The sequence below is a fragment of the Pseudemcibacter aquimaris genome, assembly GCF_028869115.1.
Classification (GTDB): domain Bacteria; phylum Pseudomonadota; class Alphaproteobacteria; order Sphingomonadales; family Emcibacteraceae; genus Pseudemcibacter; species Pseudemcibacter aquimaris.
On the sequence record NZ_CP079800.1, the window covers coordinates 1,510,053 to 1,531,117 of the forward strand.

Annotated in this window: 25 protein-coding genes; 9 read left to right on the forward strand and 16 right to left on the reverse strand. The window is 42.4% G+C overall.

What is annotated here, in order from left to right:
• Positions 1 to 31: 31 nt before the first annotated feature.
• From KW060_RS07255 to KW060_RS07265, 3 genes are all read right to left on the reverse strand, one after another.
• Positions 32 to 1,288, reverse strand: coding sequence for a serine hydrolase domain-containing protein (locus KW060_RS07255; RefSeq protein WP_249034145.1), 1,257 nt, complete (start codon positions 1,286 to 1,288; stop codon positions 32 to 34).
• A 126-nt stretch (positions 1,289 to 1,414) separates the two neighbouring features.
• Positions 1,415 to 2,443 (reverse strand): helix-turn-helix domain-containing protein, encoded by a 1,029-nt coding sequence (locus KW060_RS07260; RefSeq protein WP_249034146.1) that lies wholly within the window; start codon positions 2,441 to 2,443, stop codon positions 1,415 to 1,417.
• 24 nt (positions 2,444 to 2,467) lie between these two features.
• Positions 2,468 to 2,866, reverse strand: a complete 399-nt coding sequence (locus tag KW060_RS07265) for a VOC family protein (RefSeq protein WP_249034147.1) — start codon at positions 2,864 to 2,866, stop codon at positions 2,468 to 2,470.
• A 132-nt stretch (positions 2,867 to 2,998) separates the two neighbouring features.
• Between KW060_RS07265 and KW060_RS07270 the strand changes: the two genes are divergently transcribed.
• From KW060_RS07270 to yddG, 3 genes are read left to right on the forward strand one after another with little or no spacing between them, the layout of a single operon-like run.
• The gene (locus KW060_RS07270) at positions 2,999 to 3,886 is read left to right on the forward strand and encodes a TolB-like translocation protein (RefSeq protein ID WP_249034148.1); all 888 of its coding nucleotides are present in this window, start codon (positions 2,999 to 3,001) and stop codon (positions 3,884 to 3,886) included.
• A 15-nt stretch (positions 3,887 to 3,901) separates the two neighbouring features.
• Positions 3,902 to 4,660: an AraC family transcriptional regulator gene (locus KW060_RS07275; RefSeq protein WP_249034149.1), complete on the forward strand. Its 759-nt coding sequence runs from the start codon at positions 3,902 to 3,904 to the stop codon at positions 4,658 to 4,660.
• A 56-nt stretch (positions 4,661 to 4,716) separates the two neighbouring features.
• Entirely contained in the window at positions 4,717 to 5,610 is an 894-nt protein-coding gene (yddG, locus tag KW060_RS07280; RefSeq protein ID WP_249034150.1) for an aromatic amino acid exporter YddG, read from the forward strand.
• Positions 5,611 to 5,631: 21 nt separating this feature from the next.
• Here yddG and grxD read toward each other — a convergent pair whose 3' ends face one another.
• The 6 genes from grxD to purC are packed head-to-tail and all read right to left on the reverse strand — an operon-like array spanning position 5,632 to position 10,198.
• On the reverse strand, positions 5,632 to 5,964 hold the full coding sequence (grxD, locus tag KW060_RS07285) for a Grx4 family monothiol glutaredoxin (RefSeq protein ID WP_249034151.1): 333 nt from the start codon (positions 5,962 to 5,964) through the stop codon (positions 5,632 to 5,634).
• A gap of 17 nt (positions 5,965 to 5,981) precedes the next feature.
• The gene (locus KW060_RS07290) at positions 5,982 to 6,215 is read right to left on the reverse strand and encodes a BolA/IbaG family iron-sulfur metabolism protein (protein WP_249034152.1); all 234 of its coding nucleotides are present in this window, start codon (positions 6,213 to 6,215) and stop codon (positions 5,982 to 5,984) included.
• Between the two features lie 12 nt (positions 6,216 to 6,227).
• A complete protein-coding gene (gene purL / locus KW060_RS07295) occupies positions 6,228 to 8,450 on the reverse strand; it encodes a phosphoribosylformylglycinamidine synthase subunit PurL (protein WP_249034153.1) in 2,223 nt (740 codons plus the stop codon).
• Positions 8,451 to 8,460: 10 nt separating this feature from the next.
• Positions 8,461 to 9,150 carry a phosphoribosylformylglycinamidine synthase subunit PurQ gene (gene purQ, locus KW060_RS07300; RefSeq protein ID WP_249034154.1) on the reverse strand — a complete coding sequence of 230 codons (690 nt, stop codon included), beginning with the start codon at positions 9,148 to 9,150 and terminating at the stop codon, positions 8,461 to 8,463.
• Positions 9,151 to 9,177: 27 nt separating this feature from the next.
• Entirely contained in the window at positions 9,178 to 9,417 is a 240-nt protein-coding gene (gene purS / locus KW060_RS07305; protein ID WP_249034155.1) for a phosphoribosylformylglycinamidine synthase subunit PurS, read from the reverse strand.
• A gap of 37 nt (positions 9,418 to 9,454) precedes the next feature.
• Entirely contained in the window at positions 9,455 to 10,198 is a 744-nt protein-coding gene (purC, locus tag KW060_RS07310; RefSeq protein WP_249034156.1) for a phosphoribosylaminoimidazolesuccinocarboxamide synthase, read from the reverse strand.
• A 197-nt stretch (positions 10,199 to 10,395) separates the two neighbouring features.
• Between purC and KW060_RS07315 the strand changes: the two genes are divergently transcribed.
• On the forward strand, positions 10,396 to 10,719 hold the full coding sequence (locus KW060_RS07315) for a DUF1476 domain-containing protein (protein ID WP_249034157.1): 324 nt from the start codon (positions 10,396 to 10,398) through the stop codon (positions 10,717 to 10,719).
• Between the two features lie 231 nt (positions 10,720 to 10,950).
• Here KW060_RS07315 and purB read toward each other — a convergent pair whose 3' ends face one another.
• Positions 10,951 to 12,246 carry an adenylosuccinate lyase gene (purB, locus tag KW060_RS07320; RefSeq protein ID WP_249034158.1) on the reverse strand — a complete coding sequence of 432 codons (1,296 nt, stop codon included), beginning with the start codon at positions 12,244 to 12,246 and terminating at the stop codon, positions 10,951 to 10,953.
• 153 nt (positions 12,247 to 12,399) lie between these two features.
• Here purB and KW060_RS07325 point away from each other — a divergent pair, with 153 nt between their 5' ends.
• Together KW060_RS07325 and KW060_RS07330 are read left to right on the forward strand one after the other, a co-directional pair.
• Positions 12,400 to 13,530 carry a glycosylasparaginase gene (locus KW060_RS07325; RefSeq protein WP_249034159.1) on the forward strand — a complete coding sequence of 377 codons (1,131 nt, stop codon included), beginning with the start codon at positions 12,400 to 12,402 and terminating at the stop codon, positions 13,528 to 13,530.
• A gap of 72 nt (positions 13,531 to 13,602) precedes the next feature.
• Entirely contained in the window at positions 13,603 to 14,232 is a 630-nt protein-coding gene (locus KW060_RS07330; RefSeq protein ID WP_249034160.1) for a hypothetical protein, read from the forward strand.
• A 2-nt stretch (positions 14,233 to 14,234) separates the two neighbouring features.
• Here the strand turns inward: KW060_RS07330 and KW060_RS07335 are convergent, their stop codons facing one another.
• Genes KW060_RS07335 through KW060_RS07350 form a run of 4 tightly spaced genes read right to left on the reverse strand, consistent with a single transcriptional unit; the run spans position 14,235 to position 17,782 of the window.
• On the reverse strand, positions 14,235 to 14,618 hold the full coding sequence (locus KW060_RS07335; protein ID WP_249034161.1) for a RidA family protein: 384 nt from the start codon (positions 14,616 to 14,618) through the stop codon (positions 14,235 to 14,237).
• 8 nt (positions 14,619 to 14,626) lie between these two features.
• Positions 14,627 to 15,157, reverse strand: a complete 531-nt coding sequence (gene moaB, locus KW060_RS07340) for a molybdenum cofactor biosynthesis protein B (protein ID WP_420833182.1) — start codon at positions 15,155 to 15,157, stop codon at positions 14,627 to 14,629.
• Between the two features lie 22 nt (positions 15,158 to 15,179).
• Positions 15,180 to 16,958, reverse strand: a complete 1,779-nt coding sequence (locus tag KW060_RS07345; protein ID WP_249034163.1) for a lytic transglycosylase domain-containing protein — start codon at positions 16,956 to 16,958, stop codon at positions 15,180 to 15,182.
• A 2-nt stretch (positions 16,959 to 16,960) separates the two neighbouring features.
• Positions 16,961 to 17,782, reverse strand: coding sequence for a uracil-DNA glycosylase (locus KW060_RS07350; RefSeq protein ID WP_249034164.1), 822 nt, complete (start codon positions 17,780 to 17,782; stop codon positions 16,961 to 16,963).
• A gap of 102 nt (positions 17,783 to 17,884) precedes the next feature.
• On the opposite strand from KW060_RS07350, the gene KW060_RS07355 reads away from it, so the two are divergent.
• Together KW060_RS07355 and KW060_RS07360 are read left to right on the forward strand one after the other, a co-directional pair.
• A complete protein-coding gene (locus KW060_RS07355) occupies positions 17,885 to 18,823 on the forward strand; it encodes a cation diffusion facilitator family transporter (protein ID WP_249034165.1) in 939 nt (312 codons plus the stop codon).
• A gap of 82 nt (positions 18,824 to 18,905) precedes the next feature.
• Positions 18,906 to 19,202, forward strand: coding sequence for an ArsR/SmtB family transcription factor (locus KW060_RS07360; protein WP_249034166.1), 297 nt, complete (start codon positions 18,906 to 18,908; stop codon positions 19,200 to 19,202).
• 228 nt (positions 19,203 to 19,430) lie between these two features.
• On the opposite strand, the gene KW060_RS07365 is transcribed toward KW060_RS07360, so the two are convergent.
• Positions 19,431 to 19,616: a hypothetical protein gene (locus KW060_RS07365; protein WP_249034167.1), complete on the reverse strand. Its 186-nt coding sequence runs from the start codon at positions 19,614 to 19,616 to the stop codon at positions 19,431 to 19,433.
• A 136-nt stretch (positions 19,617 to 19,752) separates the two neighbouring features.
• Here KW060_RS07365 and KW060_RS07370 point away from each other — a divergent pair, with 136 nt between their 5' ends.
• The gene (locus KW060_RS07370; RefSeq protein ID WP_249034168.1) at positions 19,753 to 20,379 is read left to right on the forward strand and encodes a porin family protein; all 627 of its coding nucleotides are present in this window, start codon (positions 19,753 to 19,755) and stop codon (positions 20,377 to 20,379) included.
• Here KW060_RS07370 and KW060_RS07375 read toward each other — a convergent pair whose 3' ends face one another.
• Positions 20,380 to 21,036, reverse strand: coding sequence for an N-acetylmuramoyl-L-alanine amidase (locus KW060_RS07375; RefSeq protein WP_249034169.1), 657 nt, complete (start codon positions 21,034 to 21,036; stop codon positions 20,380 to 20,382).
• Positions 21,037 to 21,065 lie beyond the last annotated feature (29 nt).

The following is a 21,065-nucleotide window of genomic DNA, read 5'->3' on the forward strand; positions in this document are numbered from 1 at the left end:
TTTTTTAAGCGCCTTGATTATTTTGAAATTATTATTGGTTGACGACATCTGCGGCTAATTGTTCTGCGATCTTTCTAAAATCCCAAAATTCATCAGTTTTTGAATTAATATTTACTGCTATGGCAAGGTCGTGTTCTGGATAAATAACGAGCCATGATTGTGCGCCTCTTGAAATGCCGCCATGATTTATGCCGATTGTTCCATTTAAGTCATCATGAACGGCATTATAAACACGCCAACCGAGCGCATATTTTTCGTTATTCACTTCACCGTTTGGCAGTTTTTGTGGTGTCCAGAATGTATTTCTCGTTTTTTCCTGAATAAAGTCACCATTCATAAAGCCACCAGCAAGTCTTACTAAATCTGTTGATGTTGATAAAAAGCCACCACCTGCAAGCCTATGGCTTAAATCCACATCTCCCCATTCTGTCACTTGATTAGATGCACCATCATTATTCCAGTAAAATTTTGCTTTATTTTTTGATGAGATTGCATATTCTGCTTCTGTATTATGCATTTCTAATTCTGAAAAAACTTGAGTTTTCATTACATCAAGATACGGTTTATTTGTTGCGGATTGCATAACGGCGCTCAGTAAAACTGTGCTAAAGGTTGTGTAATGAAAATTTGTGCCGGGTTCGAACATTAAATCTGAACCATCAAAAATTTCGAGTGCTTCAATCACATCTTCGTATCTTGTTGAAAGTGATGTTGATTTATAAAGTCCAATGAGATCACCATTATCAGAATATCCAGGAAGCCCCGCCATGTGTGAAGCCAGTTGTCGTGGTGTTATGTTTTCCCAATCCGGATTTGGTAAATTTTTCATATATTTTGAAATTGGTGCGTCCAATTGAATGATGCCTTCGTCAACAAGCCTTGCTAGTCCTGCTGATGTAATAGCTTTCGCGGTGCTGCCGATCCTATACTTGGTATTCGGTGTTGCTGGTATTTCTGCCTCTACATCGGCCCATCCTGTTGCACCAGACCATATGACCTCATTTTTATGGAATATTGATGCGGATAGGGAAGGCGCATTGATCGACTGGCGGTGCTCTTCTAATAAATCTATCCAGTTTTCCCCCAGTTCGGCTGTAATTTCATTTGAAAATTTTTCCATTTTGGGTGCGTTTTCGGGAATTTCGAAATGCAGTGACGGCGGCATCGGTAAAAACCCATTATATGCGGCATACATATAAAATGGTGATAAGAACCACATCAAAATCAATGCAATAAATAAACTAATCGATTTAATGGGGTGTTTTTTTAAAATTAAAATTGGTTTCATGTTTCATCCATCTGTTAAAAATAATGATCAGATTGTGAAAAACATGCGCTCTAGTCTTTTCAGAAATAAAAAATATTCACCATTTTTGAAAATCAATGTGAATTTTTGAAAATAATCAGTGGATGATTATTCTTTTGCTTTGAATTCTCTAGGGGATTTTCCGGTTTCATTACGGAAGGCACGGTTAAATGATCCGACAGAGCCATACCCCAAATCCATCGCAATAGTAAGAATTTGTGTTGATGCTTCATTTTCATCTTTTAAGCGTTCGCAAGCTTCTTTAATGCGGTATTCATTTAAATATGTGGAAAAATTGCGGTATCCAAGGCAACTGTTAATTAAATAACGAAGCTGGTGTTCTGGTATAGATAATGTGTAAGAAAGATTTTTAATGCTTAGGTTTTCTTGGCGGTAACCGCCTTCACTCATAAATTTATTTAACGCGTTATAGTGCGCCTTATATTTATTGGGGATGTCATTTATATTTGGGTTCTTATTACTATCTGGAACAATAAGAATGTCCGAAAGGGACGGGGAAATCAATATCCGCCCCATATAGGCAATAAGAATAAAGAAACCAATTGAAATCAATGCACTAAAGGCTGGTGTATGACGTATGCTGTCGTCAAATATTTCGCTATAAGCAATGATTGAAAAGATTAAGCATGTGATGCCAGTGAACCAAACCCTAAACTTTCTGCGTTGATCCATAAGATCATCGTTTAATCCGCTGATTGCCATGTAAATACAGTGGAATAATAGAAATAACGATATCCAGTGAACCATCACATGATAAAAACCATCACCATCGGTAAAACCAAAGAAAATAATGTTTCCGGCAAAGATCCCCGCGAATAAATATTTCATTATTTTCTTAGCGGGAAACTGATTAAACAATGGATATATAACGAGCCAAAAGGCAAATGCCATGTAATCAGTAAAGATCAGTAAGATATTACGTAAAAAACCATATTGTTCATCGGCAATTGGTGCGGATAACAATAAATAGGATGCAATACAAAGACCCAATAATAATATGTTCTTATATCGGCTAAAGCTATTTGGCCTAATCAAAATGGTAAAAAACATAAATAACTGACCGACCGCCGCGACGCGGAAAAAAATATCGGTAACAGTTGTAATGTTAAAATCCATTTTATGTCTTTATTCCCTTGCGATTTAAAAGAATTCGTAGGCTTCTTTATTTTCGCCCTCATATTTATAAATGGCAAGTTTATTACCATCCGGATCACGGAAATACGCCATATAAAATTTACCGCCGCGCTCACCAGGGCCGCCATCACAAGTGGCACCATTTTCAAGCATCAAATCATAAATGCGGTGAACATCATCACGTGCTGCAACGGGAAAGGCAAACATAACGCCATTGCCAACGGTCGCAGGGTTTCCATTATAGGGAACACCGATTGCAAATGATGGTTTTCCTTGTCCCGTTGTCCAAAGAACGAAATCATCAAGTTCCACCTGTCGTTTTGCACCAATTTCAGCAAAAAGTGTGTCGTAAAACTGGCTTGATTTTTCAATGCTGCTGACACCAACCATTGTGTAACCGATCATTTTTAAGTCCTTATAATTATTGTTAAATCAAAACTGTTTTATTTTGTTTTAATAACACGTTCAAGTTTTTAAGATACAGATTTGATTATGATGCTATAATCGTAATGAATTCATTTGTTAGGGGCAATGGCAATGAAAACCATTTCCAAACTGATAAGCATATTTTTAATTTGGATTGCGGTTCTTACAATTCAAATCAGCATCTCATATGCAACAGATTACCATATCCACCCTCAAGTTTCCCCGGATGGTAAAAGCGCAGCTTATTATTATATTAATGCGGATTTTACCGTACGAGAGATTAGAAAAATTGACTTTGAAACCAATGACTTAAATCAGTTTCATGATTTTGAGGGAAGTAATCCGGCATATTCGCCCGATGGAAAGGGTTTGGCATTTGCGGCTCGCGTGCCAGATGGTTCAAAAATTGTTATTGGTGATGTGATTACGGGAAAACAAGAAACAATATTTAAAAGCAGTGACCGCGTTATGCACACATATTGGTCACCGGATGGCCAAAAAATTTCATTCATATTGAATACCGATGAAGGTACTGATATCTGGATGATAAGACGCGATGGAACTGACCTGACACGGATTACAGAAACAGTTGAAAATGAATTTCACCCGAAATGGAGCCACGATGGCAACTATCTTGTATATGATACAGGACCAAATGATATGCGCACCATCAACAGAATTGATGTGAATAGCGGTGAAAGTGTGGTGATGGTTCCTGCAACGACTGGCTGGGGTGTTGGTGTGCCGTCATTTTCCAATGATGATAGTAAACTGGTTTATGAACGTTACCCACTTGATGGGTCGCAGGAAGATAGATCATTATGGATCATGGACGTGAACACACAAAAAAGCTATCAACTAGCCGAAGGTAATGGAATAGGCGGTTCTGCTTGGCTACCGGATGATAGCGGGTTACTATATCATCAGATAATAGATGATTATTCCATATTTAAAATTAATGTTGACGGAACAGGGCGTATCAACCTTTTGAAGAAGTAATTAAGGCAATTTTGCATGACCTGCGCGATAAGAGAGTATCAAGATACGATTGAAACCCACACACATGATGATTTTCATCAAGTGGTTATTCCGTTTACGGGTGGGCTTGAAATCGATATCGAAGGTAGGCAAGGCATTATCGCTGGCCGTGAGATTGGTATCGTGGTGCAGGGGGAGCGTCATTCTTTTCGTGCGGATGATGATAATCGGTTTTTGGTATTGGATATTGAAAATCAGGCTGACCCTGAAATAGAGCGTCTTTGGCAAATCGCGGTTGATAAACCATTTTTAAAATTATCGGAAGCATCATTAAGCCTTACGAATTATGCCAGGTTTAATTCACATGTTGCGAAATCTGATAAATTATTACGATTATGGCAGTCGCTTTTTATTCAATCATTATCCAGTGAAATTGATAATGGTATTGATCATATTCCAGAGCGTTTAAAAAAAGTTCTCCATTATATCGAAATGAATTATGCGACCCAGATTTCAAATAAGGATCTCGCGGATGTGGCCTGTCTTTCATCATCACAGCTTCATCATGTTTTTCAAAGTACACTTGGAACATCGCCACAAAAATATGTAACGGAACGCAAACTTTCTGCGGCAAAGCAATTAATGTTAAAGGGGATGTCACTCGCGCATATTGCGGATGAGGTGGGCTTTGCTGATCAAGGATCATTTAGTCGTGCTTTCAAACAGCACCATGGTATTTCACCCGGTGCATGGCGAAAACAAGAGCTTGCGTTAAAAAGTCCGGAATTTGGGTAAAGATATAATGCCAAATCAATGAAATACTTAATCATAATTTTGATTAAGGATATTTCATGCAATTAAAGGCAACATTAATCGGCAGTATCGCGATTTTTTTATGGTCGGTGCTCGCGTTATTTACATCAATTACCGGTGCAATTCCCGCGTTTCAGTTATTGTTTTTAACATTTCTGATTGGCGGTTTGGTTGGACTAGGCTTTCTTATTAAAAAAGGCGTGGTACTTGATGATATTAAATCCCATCCAATGAAAGTATGGCTGATCAGTATTGGTGGGCTTTTTGGCTATCATTTTTTCTATTTTACCGCACTTGGTAAAGCACCGGTTGCGGATGCTAGCTTGATTGCGTATCTGTGGCCGCTGTTAATCGTGCTTTTGTCGCCGTTGGTGCTTAAAGACAAGCTACGCTGGTATCATCTTGGTGGCGCGATGCTTGCATTTTCCGGTGCTGCCTATCTGCTTATATCAAAGGGTGAGTTTTTATTTTCATCTGATTTTGCGGTTGGGTATTTAATGGCCTTTTTTAGTGCATTAATTTGGTCTGTTTATTCCATCTTAAACCGCACGATCAATAAAGTCGGCACGGAAATGGTGGCGTTTTTTTGTCTTGGGACAGCACTTCTTGGTGGAATATGTCATGTGATATTGGAAACATGGGTTTCGCCGGATGTTTATCAATGGCTTGCCATTGCTGCGCTTGGTGTGGGGCCTGTGGGCGCTGCATTTTACGCGTGGGATTATGGCACCAAACACGGAAATATCAGGTTACTTGGTGTTTTTTCATATGCGGCACCACTGTTAAGCACCATCATATTAACCGTAACCGGACATGCAGTGTTCACGTGGGGCTTGATGACGTCATGCCTGCTAATTGTCGGTGGCGCATTGCTCGCATCGATCGATGTTTTTAAATTGAACATAAAAAAGGCGCCGGGTAGGGCGCCTTGATTTTTGATTTAATAAAATCAATTAATTTTTTGGCTCGATACCGTTGCTTTCGAAATGAGCAACCAATTCACCATTTGCGGCCATTTCACGAACGATGTCGCAACCGCCAACAAATTCACCCTTCACATAAAGTTGCGGGATTGTTGGCCAATCGGAAAATTGTTTAATACCTTCACGAAGACTTTCGTCCTGAAGAACGTTATGTGTTGTATATTCCACATTAAAGTAATTCAGAATTTCAACAACTGTTGCTGAAAATCCGCATTGTGGGAACATGGCATCGCCCTTCATATAAAGAACAACGTCATTATTTTCGATATCATTTTTAATTCTGTCAAATACTGGATTTGTCATCTTTTTATACCCTGTAATTATTCTGGTACAGAAGTCTGCAATGATAATGCATGCAGTTCTTCACCAACTTTACCTTTTAAGGCCTTATAAACCATTTGGTGTTGTTGTACCCTGTTTTTGCCTTCAAACTCTTTTGAAACGACGTGCGCGGCAAATTGACTACCGTCACCGCGCATATCTTGTACCTGTACCTTTGCATCAGGAAGAATTTCCAAAATCATTGTTTCAATTTCTGGTGACGTTAGCGCCATTATAAATTTCTCCTAATTTTCTTTGGACATATAGTTTGGCATCCATGCATCATGAACGTCAAGCATGTCACTTACTGATATAGTCATTTGGCCCTGAATATCAAGGGCATCACCACCAACAGTACCAAGAGTTTCAATTGAAACGCCTGCATTTGCTGCTGCAGCCTTAACTGCATCCGCTTTATCAGCAGGTACAGAAAGAACATAACGGGCCTGATCTTCACCAAAACCATATGCGTGGGCAGGGATGTCACCGTTGTTAATTGCAACAGACATACCTTTGCCAGATGAAATTGCCATTTCAGCAAGGGCAACGAAAAGACCACCGTCAGAAATATCATGACACGCTGTTACATTCTCGTCTTGAATTTGTGAACGGACGAAATCGCCGTTCTTCTTTTCAAGTTCAAGATCAACAGGTGGTGGTGCACCTTCTTCGCGGCCTTCGATGATTGTAAGATACTGTGAACAGCCGATATGACCGTTGCTGTCACCCACAAGCATGATTTGATCGCCATCATTTTTCGGTGCGATTGTTACCATTTTGCTCAAATCTTTAAGCAGGCCAACACCACCAATTGCCGGTGTCGGGTGAATGCCCTTACCATTGGTTTCGTTATAAAGTGAAACGTTACCACTGATCACTGGGTAATCAAGAACGGTACATGCTTCACGCAGGCCATCAATGGCACCAACGAATTGGCCCATGATATCCGGACGTTCCGGATTACCGAAGTTAAGACAATCTGTAATCGCCATTGGTGTTGCACCAACGGCCGTTACATTACGCCATGTTTCCGCAACCGCTTGTTTGCCGCCCTCGAACGGATCGGCATATACATAACGCGGTGTACAGTCAGTTGAAATGGCAAGTGCCTTTTGGGTTTCGTGAACACGAACAACCGCCGCATCACCACCCGGAAGTTGGATTGTATCCGCCATCACCTGATGGTCATATTGTTCCCAAATCCATGCACGTGATGACATATTCGCCGACCCGAGAATTTTAAGAAGCGCTTCACCCATATCCGCAGGGGCATCAACAGATGCCGGGTCAATTGTTTCCGCAGGTTCTGTTTTAACCCATGGGCGGTCATATTCTGGTGAATTATCAGCAAGTGGCTGTGTCGGAATATCCGCAACAGTTTTACCCTGCCAATTTAGCGTAAGGTTACCCGTATCCGTAATTTCACCAATCACAGCAAAATCAAGATCCCATTTTACGAAGATCGCTTTTGCTTCTTCAACGCGATCAGGTTTTAGAACCACAAGCATACGTTCCTGACTTTCCGAAAGCATCATTTCGTATGGTGTCATGCCTTCTTCGCGTTGTGGAACCTCGTCAAGGTTAATGGTGAAACCAACGCCGCCACCAGATGCCATTTCAACGGATGATGATGTAAGACCAGCTGCACCCATATCCTGAATAGCAACAACCATGTCTGTTGACATTAATTCAAGACAGGCTTCGATCAGAAGTTTTTCTGTGAATGGGTCACCCACTTGCACTGTAGGGCGTTTTTCTTCACTGTCTTCTGTGAATTCAGCAGACGCCATTGTCGCACCGTGAATACCGTCACGACCAGTTTTTGAACCCACATAAATAACAGGGTTACCAACACCCGCCGCCGCAGATAGGAAGATTTTATCCTGATCCGCAAGACCAACAGCCATCGCGTTTACAAGGATGTTACCATCATATGATGGATGGAAATTTGTTTCACCGCCAACGGTCGGTACACCAACACAGTTACCGTATCCGCCGATACCTTCAACAACACCACTTAATAGATGGCGTGTTTTATGGTGTTCCGGACGACCAAAACGAAGCGCATTCATATTGGCGATCGGACGTGCACCCATTGTGAATACGTCACGAAGGATACCGCCAACACCGGTTGCTGCACCTTGGTATGGTTCAATATATGATGGATGGTTGTGGCTTTCCATTTTGAAAATGGCCGCTTGGTTATCACCAATATCAATCACACCCGCATTTTCACCAGGACCATGAATAACCCATGGGGCCTTGGTCGGTAATGTTTTAAGATGCAGTTTTGATGATTTGTATGAGCAATGCTCACTCCACATAACAGAGAAAATCCCAAGTTCCGTAAGTGTTGGCTCACGGTCAAGGATTTTGATCATCAATTGGTGCTCATCTTCCGATAGACCGTGTTCTTTCACCAGATCTTCGGTAATTTCAGGGTTATTTTCCCAAATAATTTCAGTCATAGTCTTACCCTTAATTTAATGAATTGATGATGCTTTCGAAGAAACCGCGACCGTCACGGCCACCTTGTTCGTCTTCGATTAATCTTTCAGGGTGAGGCATCATGCCAAGCACATTACCGCGTTCATTCATAATACCGGCGATGTTGTGCTGTGAACCGTTCGGGTTGGCGTCCGCTGTCGCTTCGCCCGCTTTATTCACATAACGAAATGCGATCTGGCCGTTATCTTCAAGGCGGGCCAATGTTTCATCATCGGCGAAATAGTTTCCGTCATGATGGGCAACTGGAATGTTAATCACCTGACCGTTAGAATATGCATTTGTGAATGTTGTGTCGGCATTTTCCACTTTTAACTGAACCGTTTTACAAACGAATTTCAGTGAACGGTTACGCATAAGCGCACCCGGAAGAAGACCCATTTCAGTTAAAACCTGAAAACCGTTACAAACACCGATAACATTACCGCCGCGTTCCGCGTGGGCGGCAACGGCCTTGATCGCCGGTGAACGTGCGGCCATTGCACCACAACGTAAGTAATCACCAAAAGAAAAACCGCCTGGAAGGGCGATTAAATCAACATTTGGAATTTCAGTATCTTGGTGCCAAATCTCGTGTGGGCGCTCGCCCGTGATTTTTTCAAGCGCGTCAAACATATCCCGATTACAGTTGGAAGCAGGGAAGGTAACAACAGCTGATTTCATTTTATAAATCCTTGTTTGTGGACCCGATTACTCAATATCAATTGAATAATTTTCAATAACCATATTGGCGAGAAGTTTTTTGCACATCTCTTCAACGTTTGCTTCTGCTGTGGCTTTATCAGTTTCGGCAAGGTCAAGTTCGATGTATTTGCCCTGACGGACATCATCTACGCCATCAAATCCTAATGAATCGAGTGCGTGTTGAATGGCTTTCCCTTGTGGGTCAAGAACACCATTTTTTAGGGTAATATGAACTCGTGCTTTCACGGTTTTTCCTTTTCAAATTATCTATAAGTAATAAAATTTATTCTTCGTCTTCGACTTCAAGAGAGATACCAAGGCGGCGTGCCACTTCCTGGTATGCTTCTTCAACACCGCCAAGATCACGGCGGAAGCGGTCTTTATCCATTTTTTCGCCAGTCTCATAATCCCAAAGACGGCAGTTATCCGGGCTAAATTCATCAGCAAGAACGATGAAATGTCCATCTTCACCGTCGGTCAAGCGGCCAAATTCAAGTTTGAAATCAATCAGTTCAAGACCGATCGCAGCAAACAAACCACGCAGGAACACGTTGATTTTCGCTGTCATATCCATGATTTCAATAAGCTCGTCTTCTTGGGCAAGCTCAAGCGCAAGAATATGATTTTCCGGGATCAGTGGATCGCCAAGATCATCATCTTTAAGCGAGAATTCAATAATCGGGTTCGGAAGGCGCGTGCCTTCTTCGATGCCAAATGTTTTGGCCATTGAACCGGCAACCGTGTTACGCACGATGACTTCAAGCGGAATAATATCCACTGAATGACAAAGTTGTTCGCGGTCAGACATACGTTCGATGAAATGTGTTGGAATTCCAAGTTGCGACAGGCGGATCATAATAAGTTCAGTAACCTTATTATTGATGATACCTTTACCGGCAATTGTTCCTTTTTTCACATTGTTGAATGCGGTTGCATCGTCTTTAAAATATTGAATGATGGTGTTTGGCTTCGGGCCTTTATAAAGAATTTTGGCCTTGCCTTCATAGAGCATTTCTTTTTGTGACATGTTCGTCCTTAAGGCTTTAAATTTACGCAGAATCAAGCGAGGACAATCTATCCCATGTGGCGCTTAAAAACAATCAGATAGGAGGCTTTAAAATATTTTTTTTTATATTATATAAAAAACGTGGAAATCATTCGCGAAATGCCGTAAAAGGCATGATGTATTAATAAATTATTTTGCCATTATAGGAGCACAAATCGATGTCACAGTTTGATGATCGTGAAAAAGCCGCAGAAAATAAATTCTCCCATGATAAAGAGCTTGAGTTCAAAGCAACAGCAAGACGCAATAAACTTCTTGGCCAATGGGCTGCGAAGCTTATGGGAATGGAAGGCGAAGCAATCGACGCATACGCCAAACAAGTTGTAGAAAGTGATTTCGAAGAAGCAGGCGAAGAAGACGTATACCGCAAAATCGCCGGCGATTTCGAAACTGCCGAAGTTGAACAATCAGAACACCAAATTCGCCGCGAAATGGAAGACCTGATGTCAAAAGCAATCGAACAGATTAAATCTGAAGTTTAAGATTTAAATTTTAGAAGAATTTTAGAAGCCGCTCTCATTTATTTGAGGGCGGTTTTTTTTGTTGTTCTTTACTGTCATACTCGGACTTGTTCCGAGTATCTCGAGACCCTCGGAACAAGTCCGAGGGTGACGGTTCGATAATGAAAAAAAGCGTGACCGGAATGGCCACGCTTTTAATTCTCTCTTTTGTCATACCCCGATCAAGTCGGGCAATGACAGAATAATTAAGTATTACTCACCAAACACGCGACGGAAAATCGTGTCAACGTGCTTCGTATGGTAACCCATGTCAAACTTGTCGTCGATTTCGGCGTCGGATAGCTTCGCTGAAACTTCTGGGTCGGCTTTAAGTTCGGCTGCGAAATCTGCGCCTTGTTCCCAAACCTTCATCGCGTTGCGCTGCACAAGACGGTAACTGTCTTCGCGGCTAACGCCAGCCTGTGTTAATGCAAGCAGTACGCGTTGCGAATTATGAAGGCCGCCAAGCTTATCCATGTTGGCTTGCATGTTTTCAGGATAAACAACAAGTTTGTCCATCACACCCGTTAGACGCGCAAGCGCGAAATCAAGTGTTACTGTTGCATCAGGGCCGATCATACGTTCAACGGATGAATGTGAAATGTCACGCTCATGCCAAAGGGCAACGTTTTCCATCGCAGGCATCGCCATACCGCGTACAAGACGGGCAAGACCGGTAAGGTTTTCCGTAAGGATCGGGTTACGTTTATGTGGCATTGCGCTTGAACCCTTTTGACCTTTTGAGAAAAACTCTTCCGCTTCAAGAACTTCTGTACGTTGTAAGTGACGCACTTCAACCGCAAGGCGTTCAATGGATGATGCCACAACACCAAGTGTGCAGAAGAACATTGCATGACGGTCACGTGGGATAACTTGTGTTGATACCGGCTCAGCCGCAAGGCCCATTGCTTTTGCCACATGTTCTTCAACACGTGGGTCGATGTTTGCGAATGTACCAACCGCACCGGAAATGGCACATGTTGCGATCTCTTCGCGGGCATTTTTAAGACGGGTTAAGTTACGGTCAAATTCCGCGTATGCTTCCGCCATTTTAAGGCCAAATGTTACCGGTTCCGCGTGGATACCGTGTGAACGGCCGATACAAACATCCATTTTGTGTTCGTATGCGCGGCGCTTTAGAACCTCAAGTAATTTTTCAACGTCATCAATCAGAATGTCCGCTGCTTTTACAAGCTGAATATTAAGACATGTGTCAAGTACGTCTGATGATGTCATGCCCTGGTGAACGAAGCGGGCTTCCGGGCCGATATATTCAGCAAGGGATGTTAGGAAAGCAATCACGTCATGCTTTACTTCTTTTTCAATTTCATCGATGCGGTCGATGTCGAAGTTACCCTTTTCCCAAATGGTTTTTGCACTTTCTTTTGGAATTACACCAAGTTCAGCAAGGGCATCACAGGCGTGTGCTTCGATTTCGAACCAGATTTGAAAACGTGATTGTGGTTCCCAAATATCTGCCATTACCTGGCGGGAATAACGTGGAATCATTGTATCTTTCCTAGAGTAAAAAATTACAGTTGAATTTATGAAAGAGGCCATAGCAGGGATTCAAGATCAGGGCAAGGTTTATTGTGAAATTTGACAGGGGAATGCGTTTGGTACAATCTGTTTAGATCAAAATAACAATCGGGAGAGAATATCATGTCAGAAATGAATAGAAGAGAACTACTGGGTGCTGCAGCAACCGTTGCTGCGGTTGGTACTGTCGCCAGCGCCGCCAAGGCACAAGCCCCCGCGGTCATGAGCAGTTATAAACCGCTTGTGGTCGGAGCGCATAACGGTCACCGATTGAAAAATGAAAATGGTGAAACCGGGGTTGAAATCGCATTTCGCATGATGGGGGAAGGTGCGGACGTACTGGACGCGACAATTCATTGTAATAACTTACCCGAAATTTCAGAAGAGGACACATCGGTGGGGTATGGCGGTCTTCCGGATGCTAATGGTGATGTGACGCTTGATGCCTGCTGTATGCATGGGCCGTTAAAACGTGCCGGTGGTGTTGCTTATATACAAGGAGTACGCACACCATCCTGGGTCGCCAAAGATGTGATGATGAAAACGAACCATCATTTGCTCGCGGGGCAAGGTGCATTGGATTTCGCCCGCGAACATGGCCATAAAATCGAAGGTGACCTTAACAGTGAACGTTCATTCAAACGTTATCTTGAATGGAAAAAACGTGTTGAAGAAGAGGGGGACACAAGAACATTCGCCGAACTTGATCTGGATTTTATTGAAAAGAAAGGTTTCGATGTTGCCTATCAAATGGCGGAAGAGGGGCGCATTGATATTGAACATATCCACGGCACCATCAACACAAACGCCATGAATCATAAGGGCGAAATTTGCGGTAACACAACCACATCCGGCCGTAGTTTCAAGGTTCCCGGCCGTGTTGGCGATAGCCCGATCCTTGGCGCAGGGCTTTATGTTGATAACGAGGTCGGCGCCGCCGGTTCAACGGGACTAGGGGAAATGAACCTTTATCACCTATGTTCATTCCTGATCGTCGAAAAAATGCGTGAAGGAATGCATCCAAAAGATGCGGGTATGTATGCCCTGAACCGCATTAAAGATTTCTGCATGGGCAACGAACGTTACATGAATGATAAAGGCGAGATCAGATTTAACCTGCAATTTTATGTGCTGGATAAAAAAGGAAGATACGCCGGCGTTGCCATGCGTGGCGGCGAAGGACGCTTTTTTGCCGTCTGTGATGAAAACGGCGGCCGTCATGAATTGATGGATAGCATTTATATGAATGATTAGTATAGAATGGTCATTCCCGCGAAAGTGGGAATTCATCATTAATAAAATAGATATTTAATGTCAGGAGGGGGCATGGATTTAGATGTCATTCATAAGATTTTAGAAATAGAAGAGTCGGAAAATATTGCAATTTACGGTGTTGTTATAGCATTGCTAGGATTGTTTTGGAGTATCTTCGAACATAAAATTGCAAGAAAAGAGGATAGAGCCAAACAAGAAGCATTTGAGCAAAATCTCATTAGTGCAATTGGACAAGAGTTAAAAATAAATGCACAAAGTTTTTATGCAGCGTATTTATCTCCTGATATTATTCTTAGGAATGCTAAAGAAACAATGCATGTTCCTACCAAAATTTCTTCTGATTTAATATATCAATCTAATGCCTCACAGATTCCCGTTTTTAATAGCAAAGTTTCATCATCATTGATACACGCTTACGCTAAAATGAGAGTCGAAGAAGGAGTCGCTTTGGATCAACTAAATAAGTATATTTCTGCTGAAGGAAAGGATATAAAAAAGAAAGAAGATGAAGCAAAAAACACTTTCATTCACTCAAGTATTTGTGCTGCAGTGGCATGTGCAGAAGCATTAGAGGAGTTATATTTATGCAACAATGAAGATGTTGAACCTCAAATTCAGGTAATTCTTGATTTGAGTAAAGAATTAAGTATAGGAAAATTCTACGGAATTGAAAATTATTAGTACTATTTACACGCAATCACTTCAACCTCAAGAAGCCATGCTTCGTCATAAATATCAGCGATGATGACAGTCAGCGCAGGGGTGCGGTCCCCAAGCATTTCGTTTCTAACACGGCTGTTTTCATCGCGATATTCCCGGGAAGACAGAAATGTCGTGTGTTTGACGATATTATCGAACGTCATCCCCGCCTCATTTAATTGATGTTCAATATTCTGCCACGTCAGGCGCGCTTGACCCGCAAAATCCGTCGGTACGTTACCATCCGCATTAACAGGAATTTGCCCGCTTATATAAAGTGTTCTTTTCGCATCAACGACCTCTACGGCTTGTGAATATCCGCCTTCTGGTAATTGTGCTTTTGGTGAATTAATGGAACGCGTTTTCATGGCCAAAATCACCTTTCTTTAAGTCTCGGCATCATTTCTGCGAAATTGCAGGGGCGGAAGCGGATGTCTAATTGTTCGGAAAAGATGTGGTTCCATGCGTCTTTACAGGCGCCGGGGGAACCGGGAACGGCAAACATGTATGTTCCATTGGCAACGCCGCCCGTGGCGCGGCTTTGGATTGTGGATGTGCCGATGATCCCCATGCTGATATGGCGGAAATATTCGCCGAACCCTTCGATTTCTTTTTCATAAAATTCATGGAAAATTTCCGGGGTGATGTCACGGCCGGTTAATCCGGTGCCGCCCGTTGAAATGATCACCTGAACATCATCATTTTCCAGCCAATCAGAAAGCTGCGTGCGCAGATCGTCTTTATCGTCCTTAATAATCGCGCGGTCGATTAATGTGTGGCCCGCTGCAGTTAATTTATCCACGAGCACCTGACCTGATTTATCAGTTTCAAATGTGCGGGTGTCAGATAATGTCAAAATCGCAATATTTAACGGAAGAAATTCAATTGTTTCATCAATGGCCATGATTATATCTTTTTATGATTATGCATTAATTATTGTTTTGCGCGGTTTGAATATTATCCTGACCCAAATATTTCGGCCATTCGCCCGATGCCACGGCATCAAGGGATGGGATATCTTGCCCCATACGCATGCGGTAAATCCACATGTTTGATAATACCCGTTCAATATAAAGACGGGTTTCACGGAACGGGATGCTTTCAATATATAAAAGCGGGTCATTCTGGAAATTAATGTTTTTGTCCCATTTTTGCATGTTACCCGGGCCAGCGTTATATGCGGATAAGGCCTTAAACAAATCACCATCGGCGAATTGTTTGCTCATCATCGTTTTCATATATTTTTGCCCAAGGAACATGTTATAGCGCGGGTCATCAAGCTTGATACGCTGTAATCTTCTATCCTGTGACATATCGCCCGCGGCACCCATCATAAGCTGCATCAATCCACGTGCGCCAACACGGCTTTTCGCCCAGCTGTTAAAGGCGCTTTCCTGTCTGATCATGCCGAATAAAAGCGCACGGTCGAGCGTGTAGCCACCTTCCGGTGTGATGTATGGAATGGGGTATAATGAACTGTCCAGTGATGCGATGCGTTTTTGCGTTTCAATGCGGCCAATGTTTAATTGTGTTGCTGCAAGCCCAAGACGCGCCGCAAGGCCAAGTAACGCACCATGCTGGCTATCGCGGGTTTGTTCCATGGCGACGCTTAATTCCTGATCAGCAAGCGTGTTTTCACCAACTTGCGCAAGGGCAATGGCGCGGTGAACACTGGAAAGACCGTCAATTTCGCGGTAATCGCTGTTTGTAAATTCCGGTGCGGACCAATCAAAGTTTGGATCAACACCAAGCTGACGTGCAGCAAGGATACCGTAAAATGTTTTATCAAAACCTGCCGCAATTTTTAACATGCGTGATACTTCAGCGGGTCTTCTGCATGCAAGGTAAGAACGCGCCGCCCAGAAACCACCAGCTGCCGCCGTCCAGTCACCAGCAACATTTGATTTTGCCACATGTTCAAAATGTTCGGCGGCAATGGAACATTCACCAAGGCGCCATGCGGCAAGCCCCGCAATCCAGTCATTCTGTGAAATATATTGTCGTGACCTAGAACCGATTTGTGCCAGCGCCAGTGCCTTACTATCACGGCCCGATAGAAAATATGTATTAGCAATTTTCGATAGATGATTATCAATTTCACGCTCGCTTAATATGCCGCGTTCGCTAAAGGCCCAAAGACGCTTTTCCGCACGTTCCGGATTTTGTTGACGCAGATAACGTGCAATAACACGGTTAAGTTCGGCAACATCACGGCGTTCTTGTCTTTTTCTTTCTTGTTCCTCGGTCGGGATGGCGGCTTTTTTCTTTTCGGCTTCTATTTTTGCGCGTTCAATATCGGCGCGGGAAGGGGGCGTTGGTTTTTCCGCCGGGAATGCGTATGCCTTGCCGGTCATGGGGCGCATCATGCCGCCCGGGCGGCCCTTGTTTTTACGTACACCAAGGTCATAAATGCGCTGCGCACCAGGATGATCGCCATAATTGGACATCCATTCTTTAAGTTCAGAATATTTGGATATATAGGCGGTCGCATGCATATAACGTTGATAATAAACATGGCCCATCAGTATTTTATTTTCCACGCGTTTTATGGCGCGGTCCGCTTTTTTCCAATTACCGCGATTTTGTTCATAAAAAATCGTTTCGTAATTTTCAACATCGTCGGCGCTTAATGGCGAAAGGTCCATGTCTTGCGCGAAAACGTGACTAAAATTCAGCGTGAATAGAATAATGAGAAGCTTTTTTATCAATATTATAATTCCCTGAGTTTTGCTTTAATATCGAGCAAGTCATGCCAAGTTTGTTTTTTAAACTGTGGCTGACGGATAAGGTATGCCGGATGATAAATCGGTACGATTGGAACCTTGGTACCGGAAACATCATATTCCTGCCATTTGCCGCGTAATTTTGTGATGCCTGTTTGTGTGCCCAAAAGCGCATTTGCGGACGTGCCACCAATTGAAATGATGATTTTTGGCTGCAACAATTCAATATGTCTTTTTAAAAACGGTAAACATAAATCACATTCCGCGTCCGTTGGTTTGCGGTTGCCGGGTGGGCGCCACGGTACTACATTGGTGATGTAAAAATCATTTTCACGGCTCATTTCAATGGCCGCAAACATTTTATCAAGTAACTTTCCGGCTTCACCAAGGAATGGTTTTCCAATGCGGTCTTCGTCTGCGCCGGGTGCTTCACCAATTACCATTACCTTACTTTCGGCATTTCCATCGCAAAAGACGGTATTTGTTGCCGTTTTTTTAAGGCTGCATCCATCAAATTCAAGAATCGCACTCTTTAATTCATCAAGTGAATTGCACGCTTTCGCGACCTCAGTCGCAAGGGCGATTGTTTCCGTTTGTGATGCAAGCGGTGCTGATTGCGCGGCCGCATTTTGGGGTGTTTTGACTTGTGAAGAAACTTGTGCAGTTTGTTGTTTTATTTGAATTTTATCTGTTTCAGTGAACCAGTTAATCGGTTCTTCCGTAATGGTTTCATCAACCCCCCATTCCACATAGCATTTCAGCAGTGAAACAGGATCAATTTGGTCTTCAGATGTATTCAAATTATTCATGACGTAATTATATAGCAGAGAATTTAAAAATTAATTATATTATTTCTATAATTATGTTTTTTTGTTGCTATAATTACGGCAATTAAAGGATTTATTTTTTAAATGGCATCTAAACACTCGTCGAAAACGGTCATTCTTGCCGCGCTTATCGGCAATTTCATGATCTTCGTCACAAAACTTGGGGCGGCACTTTACACCAATTCATCTGCAATGTTTTCAGAAGCGATCCACAGTATTGTTGACTGTGGTAATCAGGTTCTTTTGCTTTACGGTATTAAAAAAGCAAGCCGTAAGGCAGACCGTGATCACCCGTTTGGTTATGGCAAGGAACTTTATTTCTGGTCATTTGTTGTCGCGATGCTCATTTTCGCGGTTGGCGCGGGCGTGTCATTATATGAAGGGTTTCATAAAATTATGGAACCCGAAGAAATCCGCAGTATCCACATCAACTATATCGTTCTGACGGTTGCGATCTGTTTCGAAGCATACCCATGGAAAATGGCTTACGATGAATTTAACGCAAGACGCGGTAAACGCGGCTTGGTTGATGCCGTAATCCGCAGTAAAGACCCGAGTTTGTTTGCTATTCTTTTTGAAGATACTGCTGCAATGCTTGGCCTTTTCACTGCACTTATCGGCCTGTTTATCGGTGATTTCTTCGGTATTCCAGAGGCCGACGGCGCTGCATCAATCGTAATTGGTCTTATCCTTGCGGCGACGGCAGCGGTCCTTGCCATTGAATGTAAAGGCTTACTGATTGGGGAGGCCGCCGACCAACAAGTGATTGATAGTATTGAAAATCTTATGGAAAAGCACGCAGCCGTTGAATCTGTTAACGAAGTCCTGACCATGCATTTTGGCCCGACAGATATTCTTTTGAACCTAAGTATCGATTTCAGGGACGAGATTTCCGCTGGCGATGTGGAACAAATCATCACCGATTTCGAAATTCAAATCAAAGAAATGCATCCGGATATCAAACGCATCTTCATCGAAGCCCAATCAAGACGCGGCCATTTCATGAATTCCCAGTTGGAATAGAATTTTTCATTTAACGATGAATCTAGTATTGACTTATTTATTCATTTGCATTATTGTGCAAATATGCATTTGAGGTAATATCATGAATGAAGAATTAGTGTTTAAGGCGCTTGGCGATCCTAACCGAATGAAAATTTTAAATACGTTGTGTGACCGGGACTGTCCATGCAGTGTCGGTGAGGTCGCATGTTGTTGTACCGTGGATATGTCCGTGGTCAGCCGTCATTTAAGCACATTAAAGAATGCGGGGATTATAACCGCTGAAAAACGAGGTAAAGAAGTTTTTTACCACGTAAACAGGTCTGATGTCGCAGCGCTTTTGCGTGATATTGCGGACAGACTTGAAAAACCATGTTGTTCAAACAATAGGAGAAATTAATGACAACAGAAGACAAAAAAAAATGCAATTGTAATTGCGATAACAATTGTTGTGATTGTGATAACTGTAATTGTGATGGTTGTGACTGTAAATGTTGCAAAGATTGCAACTGTTCATAAAAAAGGCGCTTATCACCCTGCACGGTGATAAACGCCCGAACGGTTCAATGAACCATCCTTTGGTTTATTAATTATAGGAACTGGCAGGGGTAATTTCAACCTGCCAGTTTTATTCTTTTTGGCTTCCTGATTTATAACTAAGCCATGAAAACGGAACAAACCATACTGCAATAAGCATATATTTTACTGTTTCGTTATATGTGGTGCCGTCCAACATATAATCCGCGAAAATTATAAGCCCCGCGAATACGAGGGATACAAGAATGATCAGTAATGAGTTTCTATTCTGTTTCATAAAATAAGCTCTTTCAAAAATTTCATGTAACGGTAAGTAACGGTTACGTACTGTAACATGGTTGCTATTCAATGGTCTATGGATAATTTTGAACATGGGGCAGGGAAAGATCGGTTTAAATTTTTAAGGAGTTATTATGAACAAAACCATCTTTTCTTTTTTTATTGTTCTTATGTTTTCAGTGACACAATCATTCGCGCAGGAAAATAACAAGAATTTTGTATTTCTTGGTGGAACAACCAGCATTTATGATCAACACACATCAAACCTTACCCTTGGGGTAGAGGGTGTTTATATGCGAAAAATATGGCGAGGGCTCGCCATTGGTGCCGGTGCAAATATTGATTTTGGTCTTCCAAGCGTATCGGGAAGCGGTTCCGTTGATGCCTTTGATAACGGTACGGTAACCCATCCGGCATACGATTATGAAAATAAAAGATCATTTCAAAAATACAGTATTTCGGCACTCGTTGGTGGCGTGTTCGACCATTCAAATGGCAGCAGGACGGCATTGCTAGTCGGTCCGGAATACGGAAAAATTGATTTTAAAACCAATTTTAATCAAACATTCGCTGACGGCAGCAGCAATAAAAGCAGCAATAGCCGTGATGAAGATCATTTTTCATTACGCGCGGGTGTTTATCATCAATTCAAGGATAGTCAGTGGATCGTCGGATTAAACGCGAGATATGGGTTTTTATCTGATTTCAGTGATGTTGATCATTATATGCAGGTTGGCTTATCCGCAGGATATGCGTTTTGATTACATCTCTTTTGGTGGCGTTTCTTTACGAAGCCCAGTTTCCTGAATGAAACGATCCCACGGAAAATGGGCCCCAGGGTCCATTTTCCTTGGTACTTGTTTGTTTGGATCATTATCGGCGGGAACCATTCGTGTATCCAGATCTTCGTGCCCTTGTGTGTATTTGATGGATGGATATTCCGCCTTCAAACGATTGGTTAGGGCAATCAGCGCGTCAATCTGTGCATCCGTATAGGGTTCCTGCATAACCTGATGATCGCTATGGTACCAGTTTGGATAACGACCAAGGTTTATAAGTTCCACACTTAATGTTTTGCTATTCCAGCCGGATGTGTGATGGGCGATACGGTTGTCGGGAACATATTGTTCGATCGTTCCGTCGCGATCGATGTAATAATGTCCGGATGCGCCAGTGCCGCTTTCTTCGTATAAAACACGTTCACCATATTCACGAGCCTCAGCAAGGTCGGTTAATTCTGTTGCGTGAATGACAATCATATTAAGCTCTTCTGTGGTGCGGGCATTCAAGTTAGCCCAGTATGGAAGCTTATTATCTGTAATATGTGGTTCTTCACCGCCGAACGGCCAATACGAACAGCCCTGAAGCAATAGTAAAATTGATGTTATCGTTAATACATTTTTGCAGGCTGATTTCATAACTAGATATAATCCTTGAACTTTCTGTT

Excerpts from the sequence above, each read along its gene's own strand:
- KW060_RS07255 (WP_249034145.1), bottom strand. The coding sequence starts at position 1,288 with ATGAAACCAATTTTAATTTTAAAAAAACACCCCATTAAATCGATTAGT.
- KW060_RS07260 (WP_249034146.1), bottom strand. The coding sequence starts at position 2,443 with ATGGATTTTAACATTACAACTGTTACCGATATTTTTTTCCGCGTCGCG.
- KW060_RS07265 (WP_249034147.1), bottom strand. The coding sequence starts at position 2,866 with ATGATCGGTTACACAATGGTTGGTGTCAGCAGCATTGAAAAATCAAGC.
- KW060_RS07270 (WP_249034148.1), top strand. The coding sequence starts at position 2,999 with ATGAAAACCATTTCCAAACTGATAAGCATATTTTTAATTTGGATTGCG.
- KW060_RS07275 (WP_249034149.1), top strand. The coding sequence starts at position 3,902 with ATGACCTGCGCGATAAGAGAGTATCAAGATACGATTGAAACCCACACA.
- yddG (WP_249034150.1), top strand. The coding sequence starts at position 4,717 with ATGCAATTAAAGGCAACATTAATCGGCAGTATCGCGATTTTTTTATGG.
- grxD (WP_249034151.1), bottom strand. The coding sequence starts at position 5,964 with ATGACAAATCCAGTATTTGACAGAATTAAAAATGATATCGAAAATAAT.
- KW060_RS07290 (WP_249034152.1), bottom strand. The coding sequence starts at position 6,215 with ATGGCGCTAACGTCACCAGAAATTGAAACAATGATTTTGGAAATTCTT.
- purL (WP_249034153.1), bottom strand. The coding sequence starts at position 8,450 with ATGACTGAAATTATTTGGGAAAATAACCCTGAAATTACCGAAGATCTG.
- purQ (WP_249034154.1), bottom strand. The coding sequence starts at position 9,150 with ATGAAATCAGCTGTTGTTACCTTCCCTGCTTCCAACTGTAATCGGGAT.
- purC (WP_249034156.1), bottom strand. The coding sequence starts at position 10,198 with ATGTCACAAAAAGAAATGCTCTATGAAGGCAAGGCCAAAATTCTTTAT.
- KW060_RS07315 (WP_249034157.1), top strand. The coding sequence starts at position 10,396 with ATGTCACAGTTTGATGATCGTGAAAAAGCCGCAGAAAATAAATTCTCC.
- purB (WP_249034158.1), bottom strand. The coding sequence starts at position 12,246 with ATGATTCCACGTTATTCCCGCCAGGTAATGGCAGATATTTGGGAACCA.
- KW060_RS07325 (WP_249034159.1), top strand. The coding sequence starts at position 12,400 with ATGTCAGAAATGAATAGAAGAGAACTACTGGGTGCTGCAGCAACCGTT.
- KW060_RS07330 (WP_249034160.1), top strand. The coding sequence starts at position 13,603 with ATGGATTTAGATGTCATTCATAAGATTTTAGAAATAGAAGAGTCGGAA.
- KW060_RS07335 (WP_249034161.1), bottom strand. The coding sequence starts at position 14,618 with ATGAAAACGCGTTCCATTAATTCACCAAAAGCACAATTACCAGAAGGC.
- KW060_RS07350 (WP_249034164.1), bottom strand. The coding sequence starts at position 17,782 with ATGAATAATTTGAATACATCTGAAGACCAAATTGATCCTGTTTCACTG.
- KW060_RS07355 (WP_249034165.1), top strand. The coding sequence starts at position 17,885 with ATGGCATCTAAACACTCGTCGAAAACGGTCATTCTTGCCGCGCTTATC.
- KW060_RS07360 (WP_249034166.1), top strand. The coding sequence starts at position 18,906 with ATGAATGAAGAATTAGTGTTTAAGGCGCTTGGCGATCCTAACCGAATG.
- KW060_RS07365 (WP_249034167.1), bottom strand. The coding sequence starts at position 19,616 with ATGAAACAGAATAGAAACTCATTACTGATCATTCTTGTATCCCTCGTA.
- KW060_RS07370 (WP_249034168.1), top strand. The coding sequence starts at position 19,753 with ATGAACAAAACCATCTTTTCTTTTTTTATTGTTCTTATGTTTTCAGTG.
- KW060_RS07375 (WP_249034169.1), bottom strand. The coding sequence starts at position 21,036 with ATGAAATCAGCCTGCAAAAATGTATTAACGATAACATCAATTTTACTA.